Source organism: Sphingomonas chungangi, from assembly GCF_013778325.1.
Classification (GTDB): Bacteria; Pseudomonadota; Alphaproteobacteria; order Sphingomonadales; family Sphingomonadaceae; genus Solisphingomonas; species Solisphingomonas chungangi.
Genome location: NZ_JACEIB010000003.1, coordinates 299168 through 323891, shown reverse-complemented (window position 1 = coordinate 323891; position 24724 = coordinate 299168). Strand labels below are relative to the sequence as shown.

The following is a 24724-nucleotide window of genomic DNA, read 5'->3' as shown; positions in this document are numbered from 1 at the left end:
GGCCTGGGCCTCCCAAAAGCGGGCTCGGTTGCCAGATCAGCCGCCGGCCGAAATAGCCGGGCCGGCTTCAGGGAGAAGAATATGCGCCTGACAGCTATGCTCGCCCCGGCAACCGTCATCGCCACCTGCATGATTCTCGCGGCGAGCGGAAAGGCCTCCGGCGCCGGTCCGTCCTTCAATGCGCCGAAAGACGTGGCTGCGATCAAAGCGCTCGAAAACTATATCCAGACCGAAACCGACATGGACAAGCTCGCGCCCTACTACGCGCCGGATGCCCTCGTGCTCGATATCTACGCGCCCGGCATCTATAAGGGACGCGAGCAGATCAAGGCCGGGTTCGCGCCGCAGCTCGCGACGATCCGCAGCATGAAGCACGACATGGCGGAAATGAACGTGGCGACGAACGGGCGCTTCGCCTGTGCCGCCATGCAGATCCATTTCGACACGGTCCTGAAAAGCGGCCAAGCGCTCAAGATGAGCGTCCGCGAGATCGACGCCTTCAAGAAGATCGGCGGCAAATGGCAGATCGTCCAGCAGCATGTCTCGCTACCCGTCGATGCGAAGACCGGAATGGCGGTGGTGGACGGGCCGATCAAGGCGCAAGGCCCGATCACGTGGTCCGCCCACCCCCTCCCCACGCCTTCCACCACGCCGGAGCAGGCCAAGCGCGAGATCCGCCGGTTCATGGACGTGGGCGGCGTTTCGACCAGCCTTGCCCAGCTCATGCAGTATTACGGGCCGGGCGACGACACGCTGGTTTACGACACATTCTATCCGGGCGAGCTACGCGGGCTGAAGCAGATCAGCGGCTATTACGCTGGGATGATGGGCGGAATCGCCCACAGCACGCTTACCATGCCGGAATTCGTCGCAGATTCCGACGGCGGCTTCGGTATCCAGGCCGACACGCAGGATCTCAAGCTGACGCTGAAGGATGGCAGTACCAAGCGGATCTCGATCCGGCAGAGTGACTGCATGCGTCGCGTCGGCGGCAAGTGGTACAGCTTCTTCGAGATGATCTCGTTCCCGATCGATATGGCATCGGGGAAGGGCATCATGAGCAACCCGGCCCTGGCGCGCTGAGCAAGGACGCGGAGGCAACAGTGGCGACATTGACCGGCAAAGTGGCGGTGATCACGGGCGCGTCGGCAGGCATCGGCGCAGCGACGGCGCGGGAGCTGGCATCCGCCGGTGCGCGTCTGGTGCTGACTGCGCGAAGGACGGAGCGCCTGGAGGCGCTCGCCGCGGAACTGGAGACCGAAGTCGCCGTCCTGGCGGCCGATATCGCCGACCCGGCGACTCCCGAAGCCCTGCTTGCGCTGGCGCACGAACGGTTCGGGAGCGCGGATATTCTCGTCAACAACGCCGGCATCCTGCGGGTCGGGGACCTCGACGCCTTCGATCTCGACGGGCTCGAAGGCATGGTTGCTGTGAACTTCAATGCCCCGGTGCGCGCCAGCTACGTTTTCGCGCGCGCGATGAAGGCGGCCGGATCGGGTGCCATCGTCAACGTCTCGAGCATCGGTGCACATGTGAATGCCGCCGGCATGGGGGTCTATGGCGGGCTCAAGCGCGCGCTGGAGGGGTTCACCGACTCGCTGCGCGTGGAACTCGCCGGATCTGGTGTGCGCGTCGGCCTGGTCGCACCGGGCACGACCAGCACAGAGATTTTCGACGACATGAAGGCGCACGGCCGCCAGGGCTGGGACGAATATCTCGTTCCCCTTCAGCCGGAAGACCTCGCCCGCGCCGTGCGCTTCATGCTGGAACAGCCCCCTCGCGCCAACGTCCCGCGCATCCACGTTTATTCCAGCGCGGATGCCTTCTAGGAGAGACCATGCTCGATATCGCCGATCAACTCGCCATACAGGATCTGTTCGCGAACTACTGCCACCGCGTCGATCATGGCGATGCGGCGGGATGGGTCGCGCTGTTCGCGCCGGACGGAAGCTTCGAAGTGGCGGGAGCACTGAAGCTCGAAGGCGCGGACCGGTTGACGGCGATGCCGGGTATTGTTGCGCAGCAAGGCAACGGAAAATGGCGTCACCAGATTACCAATATTGTCGCACGGCCAGGCGACGACGAGAGAACGGCCCATGTCGTCGCGTACGGCTTGGTGACCGATTGGCAGGATGGCGGAAAGCCCGCCAGCTTCACCGACTACGATATCATGCTGCGCCGCATGGACGGCGAATGGAGGATCGCACGACTCGTAGCCACGTTGGTCTGACGCGCGCTTTTCGCGGTTCGGTACCGCAAGCGACAGCTCAGATTTCCTCGACCGCCAGAGCGGATTGCGGACACGCTTCGGCGCCTTCGCGTGCCGAGTCTTCCAGGCCTTCGGGCACGATCGGATCGTCCACATAGACGATCCCGTTGGCGTCCAGCTTGTAGACGTCGGGACAGATTTCGGCGCAGAGGCCGTAGCCGCAGCATGCGGGCTTGTCGATGACGACGCGAAGACGGGTCATGGCTCTCCTCGGGGTTTTGCCTCAAATACATCTTGAACAGATTATGGTCAATCTGTATTGCTCGTTTCACGCCGACTACGACTCGGGAGAGGAATATCATGCTCCAGAAATCGCGCCTCGTGCTGCGGGATGGCACGACCCTAGACGAGCTTATCGACGTCGACATGAACGAGGTGTCGATGCGGGTGATGAGCGACGAAGAGCTCTACGCCCACGAGATGGAGCGGATCTTCGCGAAGACCTGGCTGCTGCTCGCCCACGAGACGGAGATACCCAATCCCGGCGACTTCGTAATGCGCGACATGGCGGAGGACAATGTGATCGTCAGCCGCGATCGCGCCGGCGAGATCCACGTGATGCTCAACGTCTGCCCACATCGCGGCATGAAGGTCTGCCTCGCCGAGGCCGGCAACGCGGCATCGCATCGCTGCATCTATCATGGCTGGGCGTTCAAGTCGGACGGCAGCTTCCTCGGCGCTCCGGTCGAGCGCGAGCGGATGCACGGCGACAAGCGCGGCAAGGAAGAGCTCGGCCTGAAGAAGGCGCGCGTCCATGTCTATGGCGGCCTGATCTTCGCCACCTGGAATTACGAGGGACCCACCTTCGAAGAATTCCTCGGCGACACCAAATTCTACTTCGATCAGCTCTTCTGCCGCACCGACGGCGGGCTGGAGATGCTCGGGCCGCCGCAGCGTTTTGTCCTTCCGTGCAACTGGAAGATTCCCGGCGAGCAATCGGGCTCGGATGGTTTCCACACGCTCACGCTTCATCGCTCGCTGATGGAAGGCGGAATCATGGGCGGTACTGCGGAATCGATCTACGATAACGCGCCCGGCATGTACGGTGTCGATATCAGCTGCAAGCAGGGCCACTCCCTGCGCTGCCTCGAGGCCGCCCTCACCTTCAAGATGTTCTCGAACATGAGTTTCGAGGGCAAGACCGTCGACGAGCGGCTTCACATGCTGCCCCCGCCCGGCATCACGCCCGAGCTGATCCCGCAGCTCTACAAGCATCTGTCGCCGACGCAGATCGAGCAACTGGCGACCTGCCCGCCGCAGGTCGGCGGCATGTTCCCGAACATCCTGTTCGCTTTCATCTTCGCTCCCCGCACCGATGGTGGCGCGTCGGGTGCGCTGGCCCTGCACACCTACGTGCCGAAGGGACCGAACCACGTGGAGTTCGTGAACTTCATCTTCGCCGAGAAGGATGCGCCGGAGCAGGTCAAGCGCGACATGCTGCAGAATTCGATTCAGCAGACCGGCACCTCGGGCACGATCGAGCAGGACGACGCGGATACCTGGCCGCAGATCATGCGCAACGCGCGTGGCGTGATGGGCAAGGGCATGACGCTGAAATATCAGGCGCTGACGGGACATCAGAAGCCCGAGGGTTGGTATGGCGACGGTCTGATCTATCCGGGCTTCACCAAGGACGACACTCAGTGGAACTGGTGGCTGGCCTATCGCGACCTGATGTCGGACGCTTGAGCCCTGCCCTTCGACCGAGAGGATAGACGATGACGAATTATGCGACGGCGGCGGTCGACAAGAGCGCCGTGATGAGGGGTCTCACGTCCAAGACCAGGGTCCCGCTGGGCTCGGAAATCTACAATCGCATCCTGGAGACGCTGTACGACGAGGCGGCCGCGCTCGACGAGCGTCGCTTCGACGACTGGGTCGCCATGTTGCACCCCGAGCTGATCTACACCGCGCCGATCCGGCTCACCCGGACGGGGCCGAACCGAGATCGCGATGTCGTCCGCACGATGAAGCATTTCGACGACGACTATAATTCGATCCTGATGCGCACCGGGCGCCTCGGCAAGAGCGCCTGGGCGGAGGACCCGCCCTCGCGCTGCCGCCGTTTCGTCACCAACGTCCGCGTCGCCGAGACCGAGACGCCGGACGATTACGAGGTGGTGAGCTATCTCTTCGTGGAGCGCAGCCGCGGCGACAACTGGGTCAACGAGCGCCTGACCGCCGAGCGTCGCGATCTGTGGCGATTTGCCGACGGCGGATACAAATTGGTCCGCCGGGAAATCATCGTCGATCAATCGACGCTCTCGATGTCAAACTTCGCGATCTTCTTCTGATCCGATGAGCGGACCTGCCCCGATCCACGTCGTGGTCGTCGGCAGCGGACTGGCGGGGTATGGCGTGCTCAGGGAGCTGCGAAAGCTGGCTCCGGATGCCACGCTGACCCTCGTCACCGCCGACGATGGCCATTTCTATTCGAAGCCCGCTTTGTCGACGGCGCTCGCGAAGGGCAAGCATGCCGACACGCTGGTGACCACGCCGGCCGCGAAAATGGCGGCGCAGCTTCGCCTCGATCTTCGCGCCGGTCGAGGCGTCGAGGCGCTCGATGCCGGGGAGCGCGTGCTCCTCACCACGGGCGGGCCGATCCCCTACGACAAGCTGGTGCTCGCAATGGGCGCCGATCCCGTCAAGGTGACGATCGAGGGCGAAGGCGCGACCCGTGCCCGCCCGGTCAACAATCTCGACGACTATCGGGCTTTTCGCGAGAACCTGCCGAACGGCGCGCGCGTGCTGGTCATGGGGGGCGGTCTCGTCGGCAGCGAGTTTGCCAACGACCTGTCCGGTGCGGGCTACAAGGCCGTCGTCGTCGACATGCTCTCCCATCCGCTCGCCCAGCTGGTGCCCCAGCAGGTCGGCGATGCGATCCGCGACGCGCTCGCCGCCCAGGGGGTGGAATGGCATCTTGGCCGCAAGGTCGTCTCGCTCGATCGCGCCGACGCGGCGACGATCGCGACGCTCGACGATGGGACGCGGATCGAGGCCGACGCGGTTCTTTCGGCTGTCGGCCTGCGCCCGCATATCTGGCTGGCGCGCGATGCCGGCTTGGAAACGGCACGGGGTATCAAGGTGGATGCCACGGGCCGAACGAGCGATCCACACATCTATGCGATCGGCGATTGCGCCGAATATCCGCGCGGACTCGCCGCTTACGTCACGCCGATCATGGCGGCGGCGCGGGCGATAGCACCGAGCGCGCTCGGCACACCCACGGAGATCCGCTTCCCGCCGCTGTCGGTGCAGGTGAAGACCACGGCCTATCCGGTCGTGCTGCTGCCGGCGCCGATAGGGGTAAAGGGTGGCTGGCGAAAAGTCTCGGACGGCTCCGACGGACTGAAATATCTGTTCGAGGACGAAACCGGCCGGACGCGCGGCTACGTACTGACCGGATCGCTGTGCGAAGAGCGAATGGACATGGACCGCTCGCTCAGCGCGGCCGAAGCCGAGCGGGAGGCTGCATGATGGGTTTGTTGGACGGCAAGGTTGCGATCGTTACCGGCGGTGCCAAGGGGCTCGGCGCCGGCATCTCGCGGCGCATGGCGCGCGAAGGTGCGAAGGTCGTGATCACCGGTCGGGATGGTGTTGCTGCCGAGGCTGCCGCCGAAGCCATCACCCGCGATCACGGAGTCGAGGCGCTCGGTTTTTCCTGCGACATGGGCGTGAAGGACGAAGTGGAGGCGATGGTTGCCCGCGCCGTCGAACGGTTCGGCCGGCTCGATTCACTCGTCACGAACGCGTCGTTGCTCTCGCCCAACGTCCTGCTCGAGCACAAGACCGACGAGATGCTCAAGCAGACTTTGGAGATCGGCACCTGGGGCACCTGGTGGGCGATGCGGGCCGCGTTTCCGCACCTGAAGGAGCGTGGCGGCACGATCGTCAACTTCTATTCGATCGACGCGCAGACCGGCGCCTGGCTGCACAGCGACTACAATATGAACAAGGGCGCGATCCTCGCCCTGACGCGCAGCGCCGCGGTCGAATGGGGCCGCTTCAACATTCGGGTGAACGCCATCGCGCCGACCGGTATGGGCCAGGTCTTTGCCCAGCTCGCCAAGGATGTGCCGGGTTTTCTCGATATGGCCACCGCCAACAACCCGCTGCTGCGCGCCGGTGATCCGGACGACGATATCGGGCCGGTGGTCGTGTTCCTCGCTTCCGAAATGTCGCGCTTCGTCACGGGCGAGCTGATCAATGTCGATGGCGGGCAGAACCTGCCCGGCTATGTCAGCAAGCCGCACAACCTCGCCGAGCTCGAGGGGTCTGCATGAACATCTTCACGCCGCTGTCGACGACCACCGATAGCCCGCCGTCGCGGGATGGCGGGCGGTTGCCGACCAGCGTCGTGAAAATCCTCGAAGGAGCCTTGCGCGGTATCGCCAGCCGTGGGGCCAGGCGGCTCTCGATGAGCGACATCAGCGACGCGAGCGGCGTCTCCCGTGGCACCCTGTATCGCTATTTCTCCACCAAGGAGGAAGTCATGGCGGCTGTCGCGGAGTTCGTCTGCACGAATTTCGAGACGGGCGTGCTGGAAGCCGCCGAGCAACATGACGACCCGATAGAGCGCTTCCGAGCGGTGATGAAATTTTTCTCGCGGTTCACCGTCGAGCGGTCGCCCGAGCGCATGCTCGAGATCGAGCCGAGCTTCTATCTCGAGTTTTTCAACAGTCATTTCGCCCGTCACAAGGCCGCCGTCGAGGCCGCACTCGGGCGGACCTTCGATTATTTTGACGAGCAGTGGGGCCACCCGATCAATCGGCAGGCGACGGCGGAAGCGCTCGTGCGCATGCAGCTCAGTTCGCTGATCGTGCAGACCGACGCTCGCTGGGCCGAGCTATGGGAAAACGCGCCCGATCACGTGCATCACTGGATCAGCCAATTCGCGGGCAAGATTGCCCCATGCAAGGAGAAGTAGCCATGGCGACCGCAGCCAAGATCAGTTCGGAGCCCGCGAACTTCGGCGATGCCGAACAGTTCATCGCGGCCGCCCGCGATCTGCGTCCGCTCCTGAAGGCCGAGGCCGCGGAGGGCGAGCGACTTCGGGCGCCGACCGCAAAGGTCGACAAGGCGCTGAAGGATGCCAATCTCCTCACCGTGCTCCTCCCGAAGCGCTGGGGAGGCGGCGGTATCTCGTTCAGCGATTTCGCCCGCATGGAGATCGAGCTCGCCAAGGGCGATCCGGCGATCGCGTGGGTCTCGCAGATCGTCAACGGCACCACCTGGGTGGCCAGCCTCACGTCGGACGCCACGCAGGAAGCGTTGTTCGGCCAGGGGCCCAAGCTCGTCTGCGGCGCCTATAACCCGCCCGGCAAGGCGAAGCGCGTCGATGGCGGCTGGATCGTCAACGGCGCGTGGCCCTACACATCGGGCTCACGTCAGGCGGACTGGGCGCAGGCGGGTTGCATCCTGGAAGGCTATGAAGGCCCCGTCGTGCCCGGCATCAACATGGTCTACATCCCGTTCAGCGCGATCGAGATGCAGGACACCTGGTACATGACAGGGATGCAGGGCACCGGCTCGGACACCAGCGTGGCGAAGGACGTGTTCGTCCCCGATCACCTGATGGTGATGATGGACAAGCCGTTCGGGCATGTCGAGCCCAACAAGCGGCACTGGGGCGCTCCCTCCGACAATCTGCCGGTGGTGCCGGTGGTGCGCGCCACGGGCCTCGCCCAGCTGGTTGGCGCGGCGGAGGCGATGCTGGAGATCGTGGAAGCGGACTCGCAGAAGAAGCCGATCATCACCACCTTCTTCAAGACGCGGACCGAATCCGGCGCCGCCATGCAAGAGCTCGGCCGGATCGCGGCGACGCTCGACACCGCGCGCGTGCTGCTGTTCCAGGCGACCGGCCTGATCGACGAGATCGCGCTGACGGGACGCGAGTTCCCCTTCTCCGAGCGTGCGAAGCACAAGGCGCAGTGCGCTCAGATCGTGAATCTCATTCACGATGTGATCGAATCGCTGATGTTCGTGGCCGGATCGTCCGCGTTCGCGCTGTCGAACCCGCTCAGCCGCTACTGGAAGGACGTCCACGTCGGTCTGCGCCACGTCACCAACATCCCGATGCTCGGGTACGAGATCTACGGACGCGATCGCATGGACGTGAACCCCAACATCTCGCCCCCGGGCGCCTACTGATCCGACGCACGACGGCTCGGCGATCGGACCCTTGATCGCCGGACGTCGTGTCGGGTGTCAGCCGGCCCGGGTCGCGGCTTGCATCCGAAGCATATCGGCATAGACCGGGGAATGGCTGGTAAAGCCACCGTCCACCGGAATCGTCGCGCCGGTGATGAAGCTTGCCTCCTCGGACAGCAGAAACGCGACGACGCGCGCGACGTCCTCGGCACGTCCGAGCGTCGGAGTCAGGTGATGCTCCAGCATCAGGGCCTGCGCCTCGGCCGGCATGTTGGCATCGAGCGCTTCGGTCATCACCAGGCCGATCCCGGCGACGTTGGCGCGAATGCCCTGTTTTCCATATTGCGCGGCGATATAGCGGGCGAGGCTGGCAAGCCCCGCCTTGGACGCGCCATAGGCCGGAAAATCGACATCGCCCTGTGCGCCCTTGCCCGAACCGCTGAACACGATCGCCCCGCCACCGGCCTTGAGCATTTCGGGAATGGCGTGCTTGGCGAGTAGCGCGTTGCCACGCAGGTTCACCGCCATCGCCTTGTCCCAGGTCGCGGGATCGAGATCGGCGATCAGCATGTCGCCCCCAAGCGCCGACGGATCGGTCGCGCCGGCATTGCCATGGACGAGATGGAGACCGCCGAACGCCGCGACGGTCTCCGCCACCAGATCCGCGATCGCGGCTTCATCCAATACATCCGTTTCAACGGCGATCGCCTTACCCCCAGCATCGCCGATCGCGGCCGCGACCTGGCCAAGCATATCCGCCCCGAGTCCGGCGACCACGACCTTCGCGCCTCGCGCAGCGAGCAGGCGAGCGCTCTGCGCACCGATACCGGAACCACCTCCCGTGACGATCGCAACCTTGCCGTCGAGCCGAAACAGATCCTTCACGTCATTCTCCGTCGAAACCATCTCGCGTGCCGGAGCCGCCATCGATCACCGTCACGCCCCGCGCAGGCACGCTTGCCCGGAAACGCAGCGCCGTACCCTCTGACCACATTTCGGTCAGGATGACATCACCGGGAAATGCCGGGGCGGTGAAGCGCAGCCTCATGGCGGACAATCGGCCCGGATCTCCATCGCAGGCAAGATGCACAAGTGCGCGCGCCGCCACCCCCATCGTCGCCAGGCCGTGCAGGATCGGCCTTTCAAAGCCGCCGGCCGCGGCCGTTCCGGAATCGACATGGAGCGGGTTGCGATCTCCGGTCAGGCGGTAAAGCATGGCCTGATTGCGATGGGTCGGGAGAGCAAGCGCCGCATCCGCCGCGCGATCGGGCATAGGCGGCAGGGCCGGCGCGAGGGCGATATCGTCGCCGCCAAATCCCCCTGCGCCGCGCAAGACCCAGATCTCCTCGAGCAAAGCGATCTTCGCGCCCGTCACACCATCTGAAAGCTCTCTCGTACAACGAAGCATGGCCGGTCTGCCCCGGCCCTTGTCGGAGAGCTCGCCAATCGTCGTACGCCCGATGATGTCGCCTTCCGGCGGCAGGGGACGGAACAGCCTGAACGACTGCTCGCCATGCAGGATACGCGGCCAATCCAGGCCCGTCGCGCGGTCCATCAGCCAGAAGCCTGGCGTTCCCAGCACCAGTGCCATCGTCGGCAGCGCCAGCAGGTCGCGCTCGAAAACCAGATGGGTCTCGTCGACATCGGACAGGCCGGCCCCGACGCCCAAAGCATAGAGGATCGTGTCGCGTCGATCATAGCGATCTCGGGTCTCAGGAACGCGGTAGGCCCGCAGCCTCGCCTCGTCGAGCGGCCCGCTGGCATTCGATAGCGCCGTGTTCACGATATGCGCCTTCACGCCGAAGGGGATGGAACCGCCACCGCAAGGCAGCCTAGCTGAGCTTGCGCTCGTCGAGGCCGAGGCTCCGCCCGATGATCTCCTTCATGATCTCCGAGGTGCCGGCGAAGATGCGGCTGACACGTGCATCGGTGTACATCCGGCTGATGCGATATTCCTCCATGTAACCCGCACCTCCGTGAAACTGGACGCATTCGTCCATCACGCGCCCTTCCAGCTCGCTGGTCAAGAGCTTGGCGGCAGATGCATCCTCGGCGGCCAGCTCGCCGGCGTTGAGCAGCAGCACGCACTGATCGACATAGGTCTGCGCCATATCGAGCTGGGCACGCATCTCGGCCATCTTGAAGCGCGTGTTCTGGAACGCGCCGATCGGCTTGCCGAACGCGCGACGCTCCTTCACATAATCGAGAGTCAAGTCGAACGCGGTCTGCGCCGTCGCCAGGAAGCCGATCGCGGCCACCAGCCTCTCCTGCGCGAGGAACTGGGCAAGATAGCGGAAACCCGATGCCGGATCTCCCAGCACGTTCGCCTTGGGCACCTTCACGTCGTTGAAGAACAGTTCTGCGGTGTCCTGCGCCTTCAGCCCCATCTTGGCGAGCTTGCGCCCGCGCTCGAAGCCTTCCATACCGCGCTCGACGAGGAACAGCCCCAGCCCATGCCGCGCATTGGGATCGGTGCGCGCCGCCACCACCACGACATCGGCAAGCAGGCCATTGGAGATATAGGTCTTGGCGCCGTTGAGCACCCAGTGATCGCCCTTGTCGATCGCCGCGGTCCGCATCCCCGCCAGGTCCGAGCCGGTCGAGGGTTCGGTCATCGCCACGGCGAGGATTTTCTCGCCCGAAACGATGCCCGGCATCAGCCGGTCCTTCTGCTCGTCCGTGCCCAGCTTGGCGATGTAGGGCGCAACCAGATCGTTGTGCAGGTTGATGTAGAAGCCCACGTCGCCGTGGCGCATATTCTCTTCGATGATGATCTGCTCGAAGCGGAAATCATCGATGCCGGCGCCGCCATATTTCTCGTCCGCCCAGGTGCAGAGCAGGCCCTGCGCCCCGGCCTTCAGATACAGTTCGCGCGGCACCACGCCCTCGGCACGCCACCGCTCCGCGTGCGCGCCGACCTCGGTCTGCATGAACCTGACAACAGTGTCGCGGAACTGCTCGTGCTCCGGCTCGAAGATCAGCCGTTTCATGCAGTGACTAGCTCTTCGACCGGCGCGGGCTCGGAACCCGGATAGAAGCTCTCGCCCTTCGCGGCCTTGTCGCGCAGCCAGGCCGAAGGCAGAAAGCGCGGGCCATATTTCTGGGCGAGACTGTCGGCATGCGCAACGAACGTCTCTATCCCGACCGTGTCGATGTAGCTGATCGTGCCGCCGGTCCAGCTCGGGAACCCCCAGCCGTAGATCGAACCCAGATCGGCATCCTCGGCCGTCTCCAGCACGCCCTCTTCCAGGCACCGCGCCGTTTCCATCGCCTGCGCGTAGAGGAAGCGCTGCTTCAGTTCCTCGACGTCCCAGCCCGCCTTGACCGGAAACTGTTCGGCGAGCCCCTTCCAGAGGTGCTTCTTGCCACCTTCCGGATAGTCGTAGAAGCCGCCTCCTTCCTTGCGGCTCGGCCGCTTGATCTCGTCCTTCATACGGCGCATCACCGCGGTGCCCGCCGGCGGCGTGTAGCGATCGCCCTCCTCCGCGATCGCCTGATCGACGATCTTGAGCGGCAGATCGACGGTCAGCTCGTCGAGCAGCGCCAGCGGGCCGACCGGCATGCCGACTGCCTTCGCGGCATTCTCGATGACGGCGGCGGGCACCCCTTCCGCCAGCATCGCCGCGCCTTCGTGGATCAGCATCTGGAACACGCGGCTGGTGTAGAAACCCCGGCTATCGTTGACGACGATCGGCGTCTTGCGAAGCTGGGCGATATAGTCGAGCGCGCGCGCCAGCGCCTCCCTGCCGGTCTGCTTGCCCATGATGACCTCGACGAGGCCCATGCGATCGACCGGCGAGAAGAAGTGGATGCCGATGAACTGGTCCGGTCGCTGACTTGCCTCGGCGAGTTGGCTGATCGGCAGAGTCGAGGTGTTCGACGCGAACACCGCGCTCGCGGGGATCACCGCTTCGGCCTTTCTCGTCGTCTCGGCCTTGATGCCCGTGTCCTCGAACACGGCCTCGACGATCAGATCCACGCCTTCGAGGAGGGCGAAATCATCCGTGGGCGTGATCCGTGCGAGCAGGGCATCGGCCTTGTCCTGGGCGATCTTGCCCTTTTCGATCAACTTGCCGAGTACCTTGTCGGAATAGGCCTTGCCCTTCTCCGCCGTCGGCACGTCGCGATCGAGCAACACCACTTCGATGCCGGCATTGGCCGACACATAGGCGATCCCCGCACCCATCATGCCGGCACCCAGCACGCCGACTTTCTTGACTTCCGATTTCGGCACGCCGGCCGGGCGGCGCGCGCCCTTCTCGGCCGCCTGCTTCGAGATGAAAGTGGTGCGGATGATGTTGCGCGCGATCGGATCGGTCAGCAGCTTGGCGAAATATTTGCCTTCGACCGCGAGCGCCTTGTCGAACGGAAGCTGAAGACCCTCGAACACCGATGACAGGATCGCTTGGGGTGCCGGCGAATTGTAGCCCTTCAGTGCGAGGCTGCCGGTTGCCATCATGTAACCCATGGAGTCCTCGGGCACGGTCATGCCCTTCTTCTGCGGCGGCACCCAGCCCTTTACGTCCCAGCGCTTGACGGGATCGGGACTGGTCGAGAGCCACGCCCGCGCGCGATCGATCAACGCGTCGGCAGGCGCCACCTCGTCGACGATCTTGAGCTTCAACGCTTCGGCGGGGCCGACCGAACGGCCGCTCAGCAGCAGGTCGAGCGCGGTCTTGGCGCCCGCGATCAGGCCCAGGCGCACCGTGCCGCCTGAACCCGGCAGCAGCCCCACATTGACCTCTGGCAGCCCGACCACCGCCTTCGGGTCATCGACCAGGATGCGATAATGACAGGCCAGCGCCAGCTCGAAACCGCCGCCCAGTGCCAGCCCGTTGATCGCCGCGACCCACGGCTTGCCCGATTGCTCGATCGCCCGGTGCATCGCGGTCGCGCGCTGGGAAAAAGCGAACGCCTCCTTCTTGCTGAGCTTTCCGTAGCCCTGGACCAGCTGCTTGAGGTCCGCGCCCGCCATGAACGCTTTCTTGGCGGAGGTCAGGATAACCCCCTTGATGCCCTCGTCGGCGGCGATCGTCTTCGTCGCTTCTTCCATGTCGGCGATGAAGGCGTCCGACACGACGTTCATCGACTCGTCGGCATTGTCGAGAATGAGGGTGGCAAAGCCGTCGGCCGCCGCTTCCAGTTTCAGATGGCGCATGGTGTTCCCGCTGTTCGGTGTGTGCTTAGACGCGTTCGATGATGGCGGCGGTGCCGAGGCCGTTTGCGGCGCACAAGGTGATGAGCCCGGTCTCCAGATCGCGGCGCTCTAGTTCATCGAGCACGGTGCCGAGGATCATCGCACCCGTCGCGCCCAGCGGATGGCCCATCGCGATCGCGCCACCGTTCACGTTGATCTTGTCGTCCGGGATGTTCATTTCCCGCTGATAGCGCAGCACGACGCTGGCGAACGCCTCGTTGAGTTCCCAGAGATCGATATCCTTGTCGGTCATGCCGCCGGCCTTGATCGCCTTGCGGGACACCGCGGCCGGCGCCGTCAGCATGATCGTCGGTTCGGAGCCGATGTTCGCGTAGGAGCGGATCCTGCCCCGCGCCTTGAGGCCGGCTTTCTGGCCGAACTCCTTGGATCCCACCAGCACGATGCCCGAGCCGTCGACGATGCCCGAGCTGTTGCCGCCGTGGTGAACGTAGCTCAAATCCTCGATCTCGGGGTATTTCGCTTTGGCGACCGCTTCGAAACCGGCCTTGCCGAAGCCCTCGAAGGCGGGCTTCAGCTTGGCCAGGCTCTCGACCGTGGTGCCCGGCCGCATATGCTCGTCATGGTCGAGCACGACCTCACCGAGCGCGTCGACGACCGGCACGATCGATCGCCTGAAATACCCATTTTCCCAGGCGTTGGCAGCCTTGCGCTGGCTCTCGACCGCAAACTGGTCGACATCGTCACGGGTGATGCCATCGAGCGTGGCGATGATGTCCGCGCCGATACCCTGGGGGGCGTAGTAGTTGCCGAACGCGACCTTGGGATCGGATGTCCACGCTCCGGAATCATAGCCCATCACGGTGCGGCTCATCGATTCCACGCCTCCGCCGATACCCGCCTGGATCATGCCGGAATGGACCTGCGCTGCGATCAGGCTGACGGCATCGAGGCCGGTTGCGCAGAACCGGTGGATCTGCTGGCCGGCGACGGTCTGCGCATAGCCGGCCTGGAGCACGGCCGCGCGCGCCAGCACACCGCCCTGCTCGCCGACTGGCTGAGCCATGCCGATGATCACGTCGTCGAGCAGCGAGGTGTCGAGATCGTTGCGATCGCGCAGCGCCGTCAGCAGCTGCGTGACCATTTCAACGGACGTGATCTCGTGCAACGCGCCATCCGGGCGGCCCTTGCCGCGGGGGGTGCGGACATGATCGTAGATATAGGCTTCCATCGAGCGTGTCCCGTCAGGAGAGATTGACCAACAAAATATGGGTCGGCTTTTCGACCGCACGCCCCTCTCTGCACCTATCCGACGAAAGGCGCCGCAGCGGCGACGGACTGCGATCAGCTGCATCACAGTGACTAAGAACAGGGAGCGGGACCAAGGTGTGTAAACAGGGCGAGGATTATGCGTCCCTACGCATCACGGCTACGACGCTCGGCGATCTGCTGCTCAATGCATGGGACAAGGTCCCGGACAAGGAAGCGCTGGTCTTTCCCGAAGGGCGCAAGACCTACGATGAGATCGTCCAGGCGGTTTTTCATAAGGCGCGAGGCTTGATCGCACTTGGCGTCAAGCCTGGCGAGCATATCGGCATCCTGCTGCCATCCGGTATCGCATTCGTGGAAACGCTGTTCGCCTCTGCGATGATCGGTGCAGTCTCGGTGCTGATGAACGCGCGCTACAAAGCGCCCGAAATGACCTATGTGGCGGAGAATGCCGATCTCGTCGCGATCGTGACCGACGACACGGTTTCCGAGCATGTCAATTTCATGGTCCGTCTCGGTGAGGCCCTGCCCGGACTGGCGGAATCTCCCGATCCCAAGACGCTCGCGCTCGACGTCGCTCCGCTGCTCCGGCGGATCGTCCTGCTCGGCGGCGGGGAGGTGCCTGGTTTTGTTTCGCAGGCCGCATTCGACGAGGTCGCGGCATCGATCAGTGATGAAGAGCTGCATCGCCGCCGCCTCGGGGTCCGTATTCGCAGCACGGCGATGATCCTCTACACTTCGGGCACTTCGGCCAACCCCAAGGGCTGCCTGCTGAGCCATGAGGCGGTCGTGCGCGAATCGATCAACCTCACGCAGCAGCGGTGGCGCTTCACAGAAGACGAGCGCGCTTGGTCGCCGATGCCCTTGTTTCACGTCGCGGCGATGCTCGCGATGCTCGGCGCCGTCAGCGTCGGCGGCACCTTCATCGGCCAACCCCATTTCGATCCGGGCGAGAGCCTTCGCCAGATCGAAGCGGAGAAGGTGACGATGATGTTCCTGCCGTTCGTCACCTTCCATCAGGCGATGATCGCGCATCCCGATTGGGACAAGACCGATATGAGCTCGGTCCGCCTTCAGAACAGCTGCTTCGCCTTCATGCCCGATCGCGTCGGTCAGGCCTATGCCGAGAAGGCGCCGAACATGTTGCAGGTCGGCACGATGGGCATGACCGAAGCCACCGGCATCGTCACCACCGGCGGCTACGAAATGGATCGTCAGCTCGGCCTCACCAAACTCGGCTACCCGCTGGCGGGCATCGAACTGCGCATCGTCGATACCGAAACGGGCCGAGATCTCGGTGCGGATGAGCGTGGCGAGATTCTGTTCCGCGGCTACAACCTGTTCGACGGCTATTACAAAGATCCCGAAAAGACGGCTTCCGCGATCGACGCAGATGGCTGGTATCATTCCGGCGACATCGGCTCGCTGGACGCAAATGGGCACGTCATGTTCCACGGCCGCTTCAAGGACATGCTCAAAGTGGGTGGCGAGAACGTCGCGGCTGCGGAGGTGGAGGCGGTGCTCGCCAGCCATCCCGCCGTCCGCCTCGCTCAGGTCGTGGGACTGCCCGACGAGCGGCTCGCGGAGATACCCGCCGCGTTCATCGAGCCGAGCGGTGACGGCGAGGTCGATTTCGAGGAGCTGATCGCTTACACCAAGGCGCGGCTCGCCTCGTTCAAGGTGCCCCGCCATGTCCGCTTGATCGAAGAGTGGCCGATGTCGGCGTCCAAGATCCAGAAATTCAAACTCCGCGTCCAGCTGATGGACGAGCTCGGCCTTAAAGACTGACGGGAGCCTTTCGATGCGTGTCGTCATTACCGGCGCAGCGAGCGGCATAGGCCGCGCCTGTGCAGAGCTGCTCGTCAAGGGCGAGATCATTCCCGGCGAGCACAAGATGCTTCTCGTCGATCGCGATGCCGCCAATCTCGGTCAGGTCGCAGAGGCCGTCGGGCCGTCGGCAGGGCGCGCGGTGGTCGATTTGTCCGATCGGGATTGCGGGGATCGCATCGCCGAGGCGGCGATCGCGCATATGGGCGGGATCGATGCGGTGATCAGCAATGCCGGCATCATCATGGGCGGTGCACTGGTCGATCTCGGCCCGGACGATTTCGACAGGATCTATGCGATCAACACGCGCGCGTCTTGGGCCGTCGCCAAGGCATGCTATCCTCACTTGAAAGAAAGCCGTGGCGCGTTCGTGGCGACGGCCTCGATGTCCGCGACGCAGCCGACCCCTGCGCTCGGTTTCTATTCGTCGAGCAAGGCGGCGCTGCTGATGCTGGTCCGTCAATTGTGTATCGAGTGGGGTCCCGACGGGATACGCTGCAACACCGTGTCTCCCGGCCCCACATACACGCCAATGACGGCCGCCGGTTATTCGGATCCCGCACGTCGCGACCAGCGCGAGGCCAACATCGCGCTGCGCAAGCTCGGCCTGGCGGAAGATGTCGCCGGCGCCATCCTCTTCCTGATCGGCCCGCATGCCGGTCACATCAGCGGCATAGACGTCCTCGTCGATGGCGGCATGTCGAACATGCTGATGCCGGCATCGGGGGGCGGCACCGGCCAGACGAAACAGAAGTGATGATGTCAGGCCAGCAACGGTCAGGCCGATGACTGAACGAACGGGCGACCGTTGGGATATGGGCTTATTTGCCGGTTATTGAGGAGATTTGAGATGCGTGTTGCGAAAGTTTCCAGGGGTGACCGGATCGGCGTGGCGGTGCGGACGGGTGCCGGCATCAAGGCCGTTTTCGGCGAAGCAACCCTGTCCGATCTCGATGCCCTGATATCCTCGGGCACGGGTCTGGCGAAGGCTGCCGAGGCGGCGTCCGGTGGCGAAATCGTTTCCGAAGACGATCTCACCTTCCTTCCGCCCCTGGTGAAGGCGCCGAAGATCATCTGCCTGGGCCTCAACTACAAGGATCATGCTGCCGAGGGCGGCTTCCAGGTTCCCGAATTCCCGACCATCTTCGCGCGGTTCAGTTCCAGCCTGATCGGTCACGGCGCGCCGATCATCAAGCCGCCTTTCTCGGAGCAGCTCGATTATGAAGGCGAACTCGTGGCGGTGATCGGCAAGGGCGGCAAGAACATCGCCAAGGATGCAGCGCTCGACCATGTCGCCGCCTATTCCGTGTTCAACGACGGATCGGTGCGCGATTATCAGATGAAGACGCCACAGTGGACGGCGGGCAAGAATTTCGACGACACCGGCGCCTTCGGCCCCTGGCTCGTCACCCCGGACGAGCTTCCCGCCGGCGCGACCGGGCTCAAGATCGAGACCCGGCTGAATGGCCAGACCGTCCAGAGCGCATCGACGTCGGACATGGTCTTCGACGTCGCCGACACCATCTCGCTGCTCTCGACCTTCCTGACGCTGGAGGCCGGTGATGTACTGGTGATGGGAACGCCCTCGGGCATCGGCCTCGCCCGCAAGCCACCGCTGTTCATGAAGGACGGCGACATCTGCGAGGTCGAGATCGAGAAGGTCGGCCTGCTGGTGAACCCGATCAAGGCGGCCTGAGAGCGGCAACGGAAGAGGAGACGAGAAAATGGACGCGAACGGCAAGGGAGGACGGCGACCGAACGTGCTGGGCGTCCATTCCATCGACCACTTCGCCCTCGAAGTTCCCGATCTCGAGGAAGCGAGGCGCTTCTACGCGCTGTTCGGCCTCGACGTGCGGGACAAGGATGGCACGGTCGAGCTCTACACCAAGGGAAACCCGCACCGCTGGGCGATCCTGTCCCAGGGCAATGGCCCCAAGCGCCTGCGCTACCTGAGCTTCGGCGTTTTCGACGATGAGATGGACGCCTTTCGCGCCCGCCTCGATGCGCAGGGCGTCCGCTACATCGATGCGCCGGCCGGCGCGGAATCGAACGGCTTGTGGTTCGAGGGCTTCGACGGCCTGCCCGTGAACGTCCGCGTCGCGGACAAGAGCACGCCGGACGAGAAGAGCCAGTTCGGCTTCACCAGCGCGGCGCCCGGCACCTCCGGTGCGGTTCCCAACTCGAAGGCGCCGAAGGTCTATCCGCGCCGGCTGTCGCATTTCGCGCTGTTCGCATCCGACGTACCCGCCGCGATCAGCTATTACGAGAAGACGCTGGGCCTGCGCCTGTCCGACAAGAGCGGTCCCGCGGTGGCGTTCCTCCACGGCGTTCATGGCAGCGATCATCATCTGCTTGCGCTGGTGATGTCCGATCGGCGCGGCATGCACCACAACAGCTGGGATGTCGGCTCCGTGGTCGAGGTCGGCCTAGGCGGCGCGACGATGGAGCGTGCGGGCTACGGCCCCGGCTGGGGCCTCGGCCAGCACGTGCTCGGTGCGAACTATTTCTATTACGTGCGCGATCCCTGGGGCAGCTACAGCGAATATTCCGCCGACATGGATTTCATTCCGCACGACGTCGATTGGCCGGCGGGCGATCACCCCCCGGAAGACAGCATGTTCCTGTGGGGCCCCAACCCGCAGCCCGAATTTATCCAGAATTTCGAACCCGCCCCCGGCACGGAGACCGCAGCATGACCACCTTCGTTCTTCTCCACGGCGGCGGCATGGGCGGCTGGACCTGGAAATATGTCCGCGAGCTGCTCGAGGCCAAGGGCCACAAGGTCTATACGCCGACCTTCACCGGCTTCGGCGAGCGGGAGCATCTTATGAGCCGCGATGTCGATAACGCGACCAATGTCGCCGACATTGTCAATGTCCTCAAATATGAGGACCTGCACGATGTCGTGCTGGTGGCGCACAGCTATGCCGGCACGGTGGCACCTGGGATCGTCGCTGCTGCGGGCGACCGCATCCGCAGGATCATCTACCTCGACGCCATCGTACCCAAATCGGGCGAGCGCATCGCCGCGCTGATGGGATATGCCAAGGAGGAGGAGATGGCCGGGCTCGACGCGATGCTCGCCGCCGGCGAGGGGCCGATCGGTTCCGGCGTCCACGAGATGCAGCGGGCCGCCGCCAAGGAGCATCCGCACATCATGGCGCCCGAGCGCCAGGATTGGCTGCTCGCCAACCTCTCCGACCAGCCGATGCGGGTCACGGCCTGCGCGATCCCGGTCGGCGCCGAGACGATCGACAAGCCGGTCGACTATATCGCCGCCCAGCACACGGTGATGACCGCGATGCACGATCGCGCGCGCGCGCTCGGCTGGCCCGTGCACGATCATCCCGGCGACCACGCATTGCTCGTCGGCGACCCCGAAGGCACGGTCGATCTCATCCTCGCCATCGCGGGCGACAAATGATGGACGTCTCCGATCTCTTCTCGATCAAGGATCGCGTCGCGGTGGTCACCGGCGGCAGCGCCGGCATCGGCCGGCACATCGCGCTCGGCCTCGCCGCCGCGGGCGCCAAGGTCTATATCTGCGCGCGAACCGAGGCGAAAGTGAAGGCCACCGCCGAGCAGCTTGCCGCCGAGACGGGCGGCACCGTTATCGGCCTGCCCGCCGATCTCTCCTCGACCGCCGGCATCGCGGCGTTGGTCGCTGCGGTCACCCAACGCGAGGGCGCGCTGCACATCCTCGTCAACAATGCGGGCACGATCTCGGAAGCACCGATCGACGACTATACCGAGGAAGGCTGGGATCAGGTGATGGACCTGAACCTGAAGGCGCCCTTCTTCACAACGCAGAGGTTTCTCCCGCTGCTGCGCGCCGGCGGCACCGCGGATCATCCCGCCGCGGTGATCCACATCGGATCGGTCGGCGCGCTCAAGATCGGGCCGAAGGAGGTCTACGCCTATCAGGCCTCGAAAGCGGCGATCCACTGGCTCGCCAAGTCGATGGCCAAGCGGCTCGGGCGCGACGCCATCACGGTCAACGCCATCGCGCCCGGCTTCTTCGAATCCGACATGACGGTGATCTCCTCGGACGAGATGCGCAAGATGGTGGTGGGTATGGTCCCCCGCGGCCGGACGGGCGCCGCCGAAGATGTAGCCGGCGCGGCAATCTACCTGGCCTCGAAGGCGGGCTCCTACGTCACGGGTTCGGTCATCCCGGTCGAGGGCGGCCTCTCGATCTGACGTTTTTCAGGTTGCCGGACACGAGGCCGCCTCCGGCATCCATTCCCAGAAAGACCGTCTCCAGGGAGTGTGACGCATGAATTCGACAAGAGCACAGCCAATTACCGATCGCGCCGGCACGGATCTCGCCCCTCTTTTCCGACCGCTCAAGCTCGGCGCGCTGTCCCTCCCCAACCGCTTCGTGATGTCGCCCATGACGCGGCAACACTCGCCGGACGGCGTGCCCGGCGAAAATGTCGCCGGATATTATCGCAGGCGCGCCGAAGCCGGGGTTGGCCTGATCGTCACGGAGGGCATCGGCGTGGATCAGCCCGCGGCGATCGGCGCGGGCAGCATGGGCGAAGACAATATTCCGTTGCTGCATGGCGATGCAGCGCTCGCAGGCTGGCGCCGCGTGACCGATGATGTCCATGCCGCGGGCGGGCTCATCGTGCCGCAACTCTGGCACATGGGCGTGATCCGCATTCCGGGGACCGGCCCGGTTCCGGACGCGCCGAGCCTCCGCCCGTCCGGAATCTGGGGGCCACGCGACAAGGCGATGATGCCGCCGCCCTATCTCGAGGCGATGGCCGAGCCCACGGCGCCGATGAGCGAAGAGGACATAGCCGACGTCATCGCCGGCTTCGCCCGGAGCGCGGCCAATGCGAAGGCGGTGGGTTTCGACGGCATCGCGATCCACGGCGCCCACGGCTATCTGCTCGACAGCTTCCTGTGGGCTGCCACCAACCACCGCGCGGATCGCTGGGGTGGGGATATCGCCGGCCGCACGCGCCTTGCAGCAGAGGTGATCCGTGCGATCCGGCAGGCCCTGGGGCCAGAGTTGCCGATCTTCTACCGCTGGTCGCAATGGAAGCTCCACGACTACGATGCCGCGAACGCGACCAGCCCGGAGGAGATGGAGGCGCATCTCGCGCCGCTGGCCGAGGCGGGCGTCGATTGCTTCGACATCAGCACGCGCGTCTTCTCGAAGCCGGGTTTCCCGGGTTCGAACCTGACGCTGGCCGGCTGGGCAAAGAAGCTGACCGGCAAGACGGTGATGGCGGTCGGCGGCGTCGGGCTCAGCAAGGATCTGCAGACCTCGTTCGGCGGCGGCACTGTCGCGATCGACAATCTCGGCGAGGTGGCTTCGCGTGTCGAAGCCGGCGAATTCGATCTCATCGCGGTCGGCCGCTCGCTGCTCGTCGATCCGCGCTGGGTCGAGAAGGCACGCGCCGGCGAGCCGTTCGAACCCTTCTCGCTCGCGGCGTACGGCGGCCTTTCGTAGCTGGGCGAGTCCGCCGCCCTTCGGGGCGGCTGGTCAAAAAGACGGTAGGGACGATACGCCGGGCTCCGGCGCATCGTCCCCGATATGATGTTAGCTGCCGAAGTGGTAGCGGAGCTGGACACCATATTGCCGGGGCGCGCCATAGATGTCGCCGACGAAGCCGATGCCACGGCCAGATGCGCCACCGATCGCCAGGTATTTCTTGTCGAACAGGTTGGTCGCGAACACGCTCAGGTCGACCGGTTTACCCATGACATTGTTCCAGGACACCCTGGCGTTGAATAGATCATAGGAAGGTTCCGCAAAATCCGCCTCGGAAACCTTGCTCGAATAATAATAATCGAGATTGAAGTCGAGGCTGCCACGATCCGCGAGATCGTGATGGTAGGCGGCACCCGCGGTGACGGTTTGCTTGGCAACCTTGTAGAACGGAATGCCGCCGGTCGGGATGTAGTTCAGAACCGCTGGATTGACGTCGAGCTTGCGTTGCTTGGGATCGATGATCGTCGCACCGAACGTCACCGAGAAGTCGTGGTAGGCGATGCGGCCATCGAGATCGACGCCGGGCACCTTGGTCTTGCCGGCATTGACGAGCAACGTGCCGCTGGCGGGATCGTTCTGCGGATTGCAGTCGCCATCGGGCGTGTATGGCGAGCCTGGTGCACCGAAGACCGGATCGCCCGCGATGCAGCCGGGCGCCGTGACCTGCACGCCGGTCAGGACGACCTGGACCTTGTTGTACCAGCCGATGAACCCGGACGCGTTGAGACGAACCTTGACGTCGCCGACATTCCAGTCCGAGCGGATGCCGGCCTCCACGTCCGTGACCGTTTCCGGATCGAACACCTGGACGGAGGCCAGGGTGCCGCCGAGCGTCGGCGAGTTGACACCACCCGAGCGATAGCCGCGCCGTGTGGTGACGTACGCGAAGAGATCGCGGGTCGCCTGCCATTCGAGCCCAAATTGCCACGTCGGCGCGGAAGACTTGGCGCGCGTTGTCGCGGGGTTGATGAGATTGGGATTGCCGGCGACGCAGTCATCCGGGTTCTGCGTGCCCAGCTGATGAATGTCGGCGGCAGTGCAGGATTTCACATTGTCCCAGGTATAGCGGAAGCCGGCATTGGCCCGCAGGCCCGTTACCAGCCAGCCGAGATCGTAGTTGAGGTTAGCGAAAAGCGCCTTGCTGCGCTCCGAATAGAAGGAATAGTTGAAGTTGCCCTCGGTGAAGCCGGGGACCGTCCCGATCCCGGCGAAGGTGCCGGTCGGGCCGATCGGGTCGCTCTTCAGCCAGAATCCGCCGATCAGCCAGCGCAGCTTGTCGCCGCCGATCCTGCCCTTCAACTGCACCTCGTCGGTGAACTGCTCGACATTCTGCGTGGCACCGGCGTCGAGCAGGTTGAGCGGCGTGCCCGCTGGAATGCCCGGCACGCTGCCATCACTCGGCAACGGCCCGACCGCGTCGACATTGGCATCATACGATACGCGCGTGCGCCGATAGCCGAAGATGTTGACCAATTGAACCGGATCGCTGATGTCGATGTCGGTCTTGTTGGTGACACCCATCCGCTTGACCCGTTCGGGTCGCGTCATGTCGTCATCGACAACGCGCGGTCCGTTCTTCTTCTGCTCAGCCAGCGCCGCCTCGAGGGCCGGGCGCAATCCGAGCGCATCGACCAGGCTCGGATTGTCGTAAACCTGGATGAGCGCGAAGGCATCGCCGTTATAATAATTGCGATAATAATCGTAGGTCGTGACGTTGTGCAGCCAGTCGGTCGGCTCGACCTTCAGGCCGATGCGGAAGGCGCGCGAATTGGCGTCGTCCAGCGTCGAGAAACCGGTGCCGATATTCTTGGTCCAGCCATCCCGCTTTTCGTACTGGCCCGACACCCGAAGCGCGACATGCTGATCGATGATCGGAACGTTGACGGCGCCCTCGAGAACCCGGTCGTCATAATTGCCGTAGGTCCCCTGAAGATATCCGTTGAGCTTGTAGGTCGGTGCGGTCGAGTAATAGAGCACCGCGCCGCCGGTCGTGTTGCGACCGAACAGCGTGCCCTGCGGACCCTTCAGAACCTGGACCGACGACAGGTCGAACGTCGCGACGCCGCTGCCGAACGTGGGCATGGGCACGTCGTTGAAATAACTGACGACGGCTGCGGCGCCCGGGCCGCTCAATGCCTTCGACTGGCCGCGGATCGAGAAGATCGAGTTCTCGCGACCACCGGAACCGCTCAGGAAGACGCCGGGAGTCTTCATCATCAAATCCGCCGTCTTGGTAATGCTGGCAGCGCGCAGCGTGGTCGGGCTGAACGCCGTCACCGAAACCGGAACCGACTGGATGTTCTCGCCGCTGCGGCGGGCGGTGACGATGATGGCATCGGATGGCGCGGTGCTGGGTGCTGCCGGTGTCGCGGCGGCAGGCGAAGGCGCGGTCTGAGCCATCGCAGCCGAAGCCAAGCCGACAGCGAGTGGCGCAAACGCGATCGACAAACGGAGACTTACTTTCATCATTCCGCCCCTTTGCAATTCGCTTTCGGGATCGCCCGTCGCGATTTTTCTGGTGTTCTCGTAGGAGCGACATAAGGCATTA

At 64.4% G+C, this 24724-nt stretch carries 23 protein-coding genes; 16 read left to right on the top strand and 7 right to left on the bottom strand.

Annotation, left to right across the window (positions count from 1 at the left end; translation table 11 throughout):
* Positions 1-81 precede the first annotated feature (81 nt).
* Genes HZF05_RS05840 through HZF05_RS05830 form a run of 3 tightly spaced genes read left to right on the top strand, consistent with a single transcriptional unit; the run spans position 82 to position 2230 of the window.
* Complete coding sequence (locus HZF05_RS05840) at positions 82-1083, top strand: YybH family protein (protein ID WP_160363432.1); 1002 nt, start codon at positions 82-84, stop codon at positions 1081-1083.
* Between the two features lie 20 nt (positions 1084-1103).
* Positions 1104-1829 (top strand): SDR family NAD(P)-dependent oxidoreductase, encoded by a 726-nt coding sequence (locus HZF05_RS05835; RefSeq protein ID WP_160363431.1) that lies wholly within the window; start codon positions 1104-1106, stop codon positions 1827-1829.
* A gap of 8 nt (positions 1830-1837) precedes the next feature.
* Positions 1838-2230, top strand: coding sequence for a nuclear transport factor 2 family protein (locus HZF05_RS05830; RefSeq protein ID WP_160363430.1), 393 nt, complete (start codon positions 1838-1840; stop codon positions 2228-2230).
* A gap of 37 nt (positions 2231-2267) precedes the next feature.
* Here HZF05_RS05830 and HZF05_RS05825 read toward each other — a convergent pair whose 3' ends face one another.
* Positions 2268-2471, bottom strand: a complete 204-nt coding sequence (locus tag HZF05_RS05825) for a ferredoxin (RefSeq protein WP_160363429.1) — start codon at positions 2469-2471, stop codon at positions 2268-2270.
* A gap of 98 nt (positions 2472-2569) precedes the next feature.
* On the opposite strand from HZF05_RS05825, the gene HZF05_RS05820 reads away from it, so the two are divergent.
* The 6 genes from HZF05_RS05820 to HZF05_RS05795 are packed head-to-tail and all read left to right on the top strand — an operon-like array spanning position 2570 to position 8419.
* Entirely contained in the window at positions 2570-3958 is a 1389-nt protein-coding gene (locus HZF05_RS05820; protein ID WP_160363428.1) for an aromatic ring-hydroxylating dioxygenase subunit alpha, read from the top strand.
* 29 nt (positions 3959-3987) lie between these two features.
* The gene (locus HZF05_RS05815; RefSeq protein WP_160363427.1) at positions 3988-4563 is read left to right on the top strand and encodes an aromatic-ring-hydroxylating dioxygenase subunit beta; all 576 of its coding nucleotides are present in this window, start codon (positions 3988-3990) and stop codon (positions 4561-4563) included.
* A 4-nt stretch (positions 4564-4567) separates the two neighbouring features.
* Entirely contained in the window at positions 4568-5746 is a 1179-nt protein-coding gene (locus HZF05_RS05810; RefSeq protein ID WP_160363426.1) for an NAD(P)/FAD-dependent oxidoreductase, read from the top strand.
* Positions 5743-6552, top strand: a complete 810-nt coding sequence (locus HZF05_RS05805) for an SDR family NAD(P)-dependent oxidoreductase (protein WP_160363425.1) — start codon at positions 5743-5745, stop codon at positions 6550-6552. The genes HZF05_RS05810 and HZF05_RS05805 overlap by 4 nt, the downstream gene beginning before the upstream one ends.
* A complete protein-coding gene (locus HZF05_RS05800) occupies positions 6549-7196 on the top strand; it encodes a TetR/AcrR family transcriptional regulator (RefSeq protein ID WP_160363424.1) in 648 nt (215 codons plus the stop codon). The genes HZF05_RS05805 and HZF05_RS05800 overlap by 4 nt, the downstream gene beginning before the upstream one ends.
* A gap of 2 nt (positions 7197-7198) precedes the next feature.
* Positions 7199-8419 (top strand): acyl-CoA dehydrogenase family protein, encoded by a 1221-nt coding sequence (locus HZF05_RS05795; protein WP_181638806.1) that lies wholly within the window; start codon positions 7199-7201, stop codon positions 8417-8419.
* Between the two features lie 57 nt (positions 8420-8476).
* On the opposite strand, the gene HZF05_RS05790 is transcribed toward HZF05_RS05795, so the two are convergent.
* Genes HZF05_RS05790 through HZF05_RS05770 form a run of 5 tightly spaced genes read right to left on the bottom strand, consistent with a single transcriptional unit; the run spans position 8477 to position 14805 of the window.
* Entirely contained in the window at positions 8477-9304 is an 828-nt protein-coding gene (locus HZF05_RS05790) for an SDR family NAD(P)-dependent oxidoreductase (protein ID WP_343046840.1), read from the bottom strand.
* Position 9305: 1 nt separating this feature from the next.
* Positions 9306-10202 carry a MaoC/PaaZ C-terminal domain-containing protein gene (locus HZF05_RS05785; RefSeq protein WP_160363421.1) on the bottom strand — a complete coding sequence of 299 codons (897 nt, stop codon included), beginning with the start codon at positions 10200-10202 and terminating at the stop codon, positions 9306-9308.
* Between the two features lie 49 nt (positions 10203-10251).
* Entirely contained in the window at positions 10252-11409 is a 1158-nt protein-coding gene (locus HZF05_RS05780) for an acyl-CoA dehydrogenase family protein (protein ID WP_160363420.1), read from the bottom strand.
* Entirely contained in the window at positions 11406-13577 is a 2172-nt protein-coding gene (locus tag HZF05_RS05775) for a 3-hydroxyacyl-CoA dehydrogenase NAD-binding domain-containing protein (protein ID WP_181638805.1), read from the bottom strand. The genes HZF05_RS05780 and HZF05_RS05775 overlap by 4 nt, the downstream gene beginning before the upstream one ends.
* A 25-nt stretch (positions 13578-13602) precedes the next feature.
* Positions 13603-14805, bottom strand: a complete 1203-nt coding sequence (locus HZF05_RS05770; protein ID WP_160363419.1) for an acetyl-CoA C-acetyltransferase — start codon at positions 14803-14805, stop codon at positions 13603-13605.
* Positions 14806-14960: 155 nt separating this feature from the next.
* Between HZF05_RS05770 and HZF05_RS05765 the strand changes: the two genes are divergently transcribed.
* The 7 genes from HZF05_RS05765 to HZF05_RS05735 all read left to right on the top strand — a co-directional run bounded on the left by HZF05_RS05765 (position 14961) and on the right by HZF05_RS05735 (position 22134).
* Positions 14961-16631 carry an AMP-binding protein gene (locus HZF05_RS05765; RefSeq protein WP_160363418.1) on the top strand — a complete coding sequence of 557 codons (1671 nt, stop codon included), beginning with the start codon at positions 14961-14963 and terminating at the stop codon, positions 16629-16631.
* A gap of 13 nt (positions 16632-16644) precedes the next feature.
* Positions 16645-17427 (top strand): SDR family NAD(P)-dependent oxidoreductase, encoded by a 783-nt coding sequence (locus HZF05_RS05760; protein ID WP_160363417.1) that lies wholly within the window; start codon positions 16645-16647, stop codon positions 17425-17427.
* Between the two features lie 93 nt (positions 17428-17520).
* Positions 17521-18366, top strand: a complete 846-nt coding sequence (locus tag HZF05_RS05755) for a fumarylacetoacetate hydrolase family protein (RefSeq protein WP_160363416.1) — start codon at positions 17521-17523, stop codon at positions 18364-18366.
* A gap of 28 nt (positions 18367-18394) precedes the next feature.
* Positions 18395-19366, top strand: a complete 972-nt coding sequence (locus tag HZF05_RS05750) for a VOC family protein (RefSeq protein ID WP_160363415.1) — start codon at positions 18395-18397, stop codon at positions 19364-19366.
* The gene (locus HZF05_RS05745; protein ID WP_160363414.1) at positions 19363-20094 is read left to right on the top strand and encodes an alpha/beta fold hydrolase; all 732 of its coding nucleotides are present in this window, start codon (positions 19363-19365) and stop codon (positions 20092-20094) included. The genes HZF05_RS05750 and HZF05_RS05745 overlap by 4 nt, the downstream gene beginning before the upstream one ends.
* Positions 20094-20870 (top strand): SDR family oxidoreductase, encoded by a 777-nt coding sequence (locus tag HZF05_RS05740; protein WP_160363413.1) that lies wholly within the window; start codon positions 20094-20096, stop codon positions 20868-20870. Before HZF05_RS05745 ends, HZF05_RS05740 begins: the two co-directional genes overlap by 1 nt.
* A 76-nt stretch (positions 20871-20946) precedes the next feature.
* Positions 20947-22134 carry an NADH:flavin oxidoreductase gene (locus tag HZF05_RS05735; RefSeq protein WP_160363412.1) on the top strand — a complete coding sequence of 396 codons (1188 nt, stop codon included), beginning with the start codon at positions 20947-20949 and terminating at the stop codon, positions 22132-22134.
* Positions 22135-22224: 90 nt separating this feature from the next.
* Here the strand turns inward: HZF05_RS05735 and HZF05_RS05730 are convergent, their stop codons facing one another.
* Positions 22225-24576: a TonB-dependent receptor gene (locus HZF05_RS05730; RefSeq protein WP_160363411.1), complete on the bottom strand. Its 2352-nt coding sequence runs from the start codon at positions 24574-24576 to the stop codon at positions 22225-22227.
* Positions 24577-24724 lie beyond the last annotated feature (148 nt).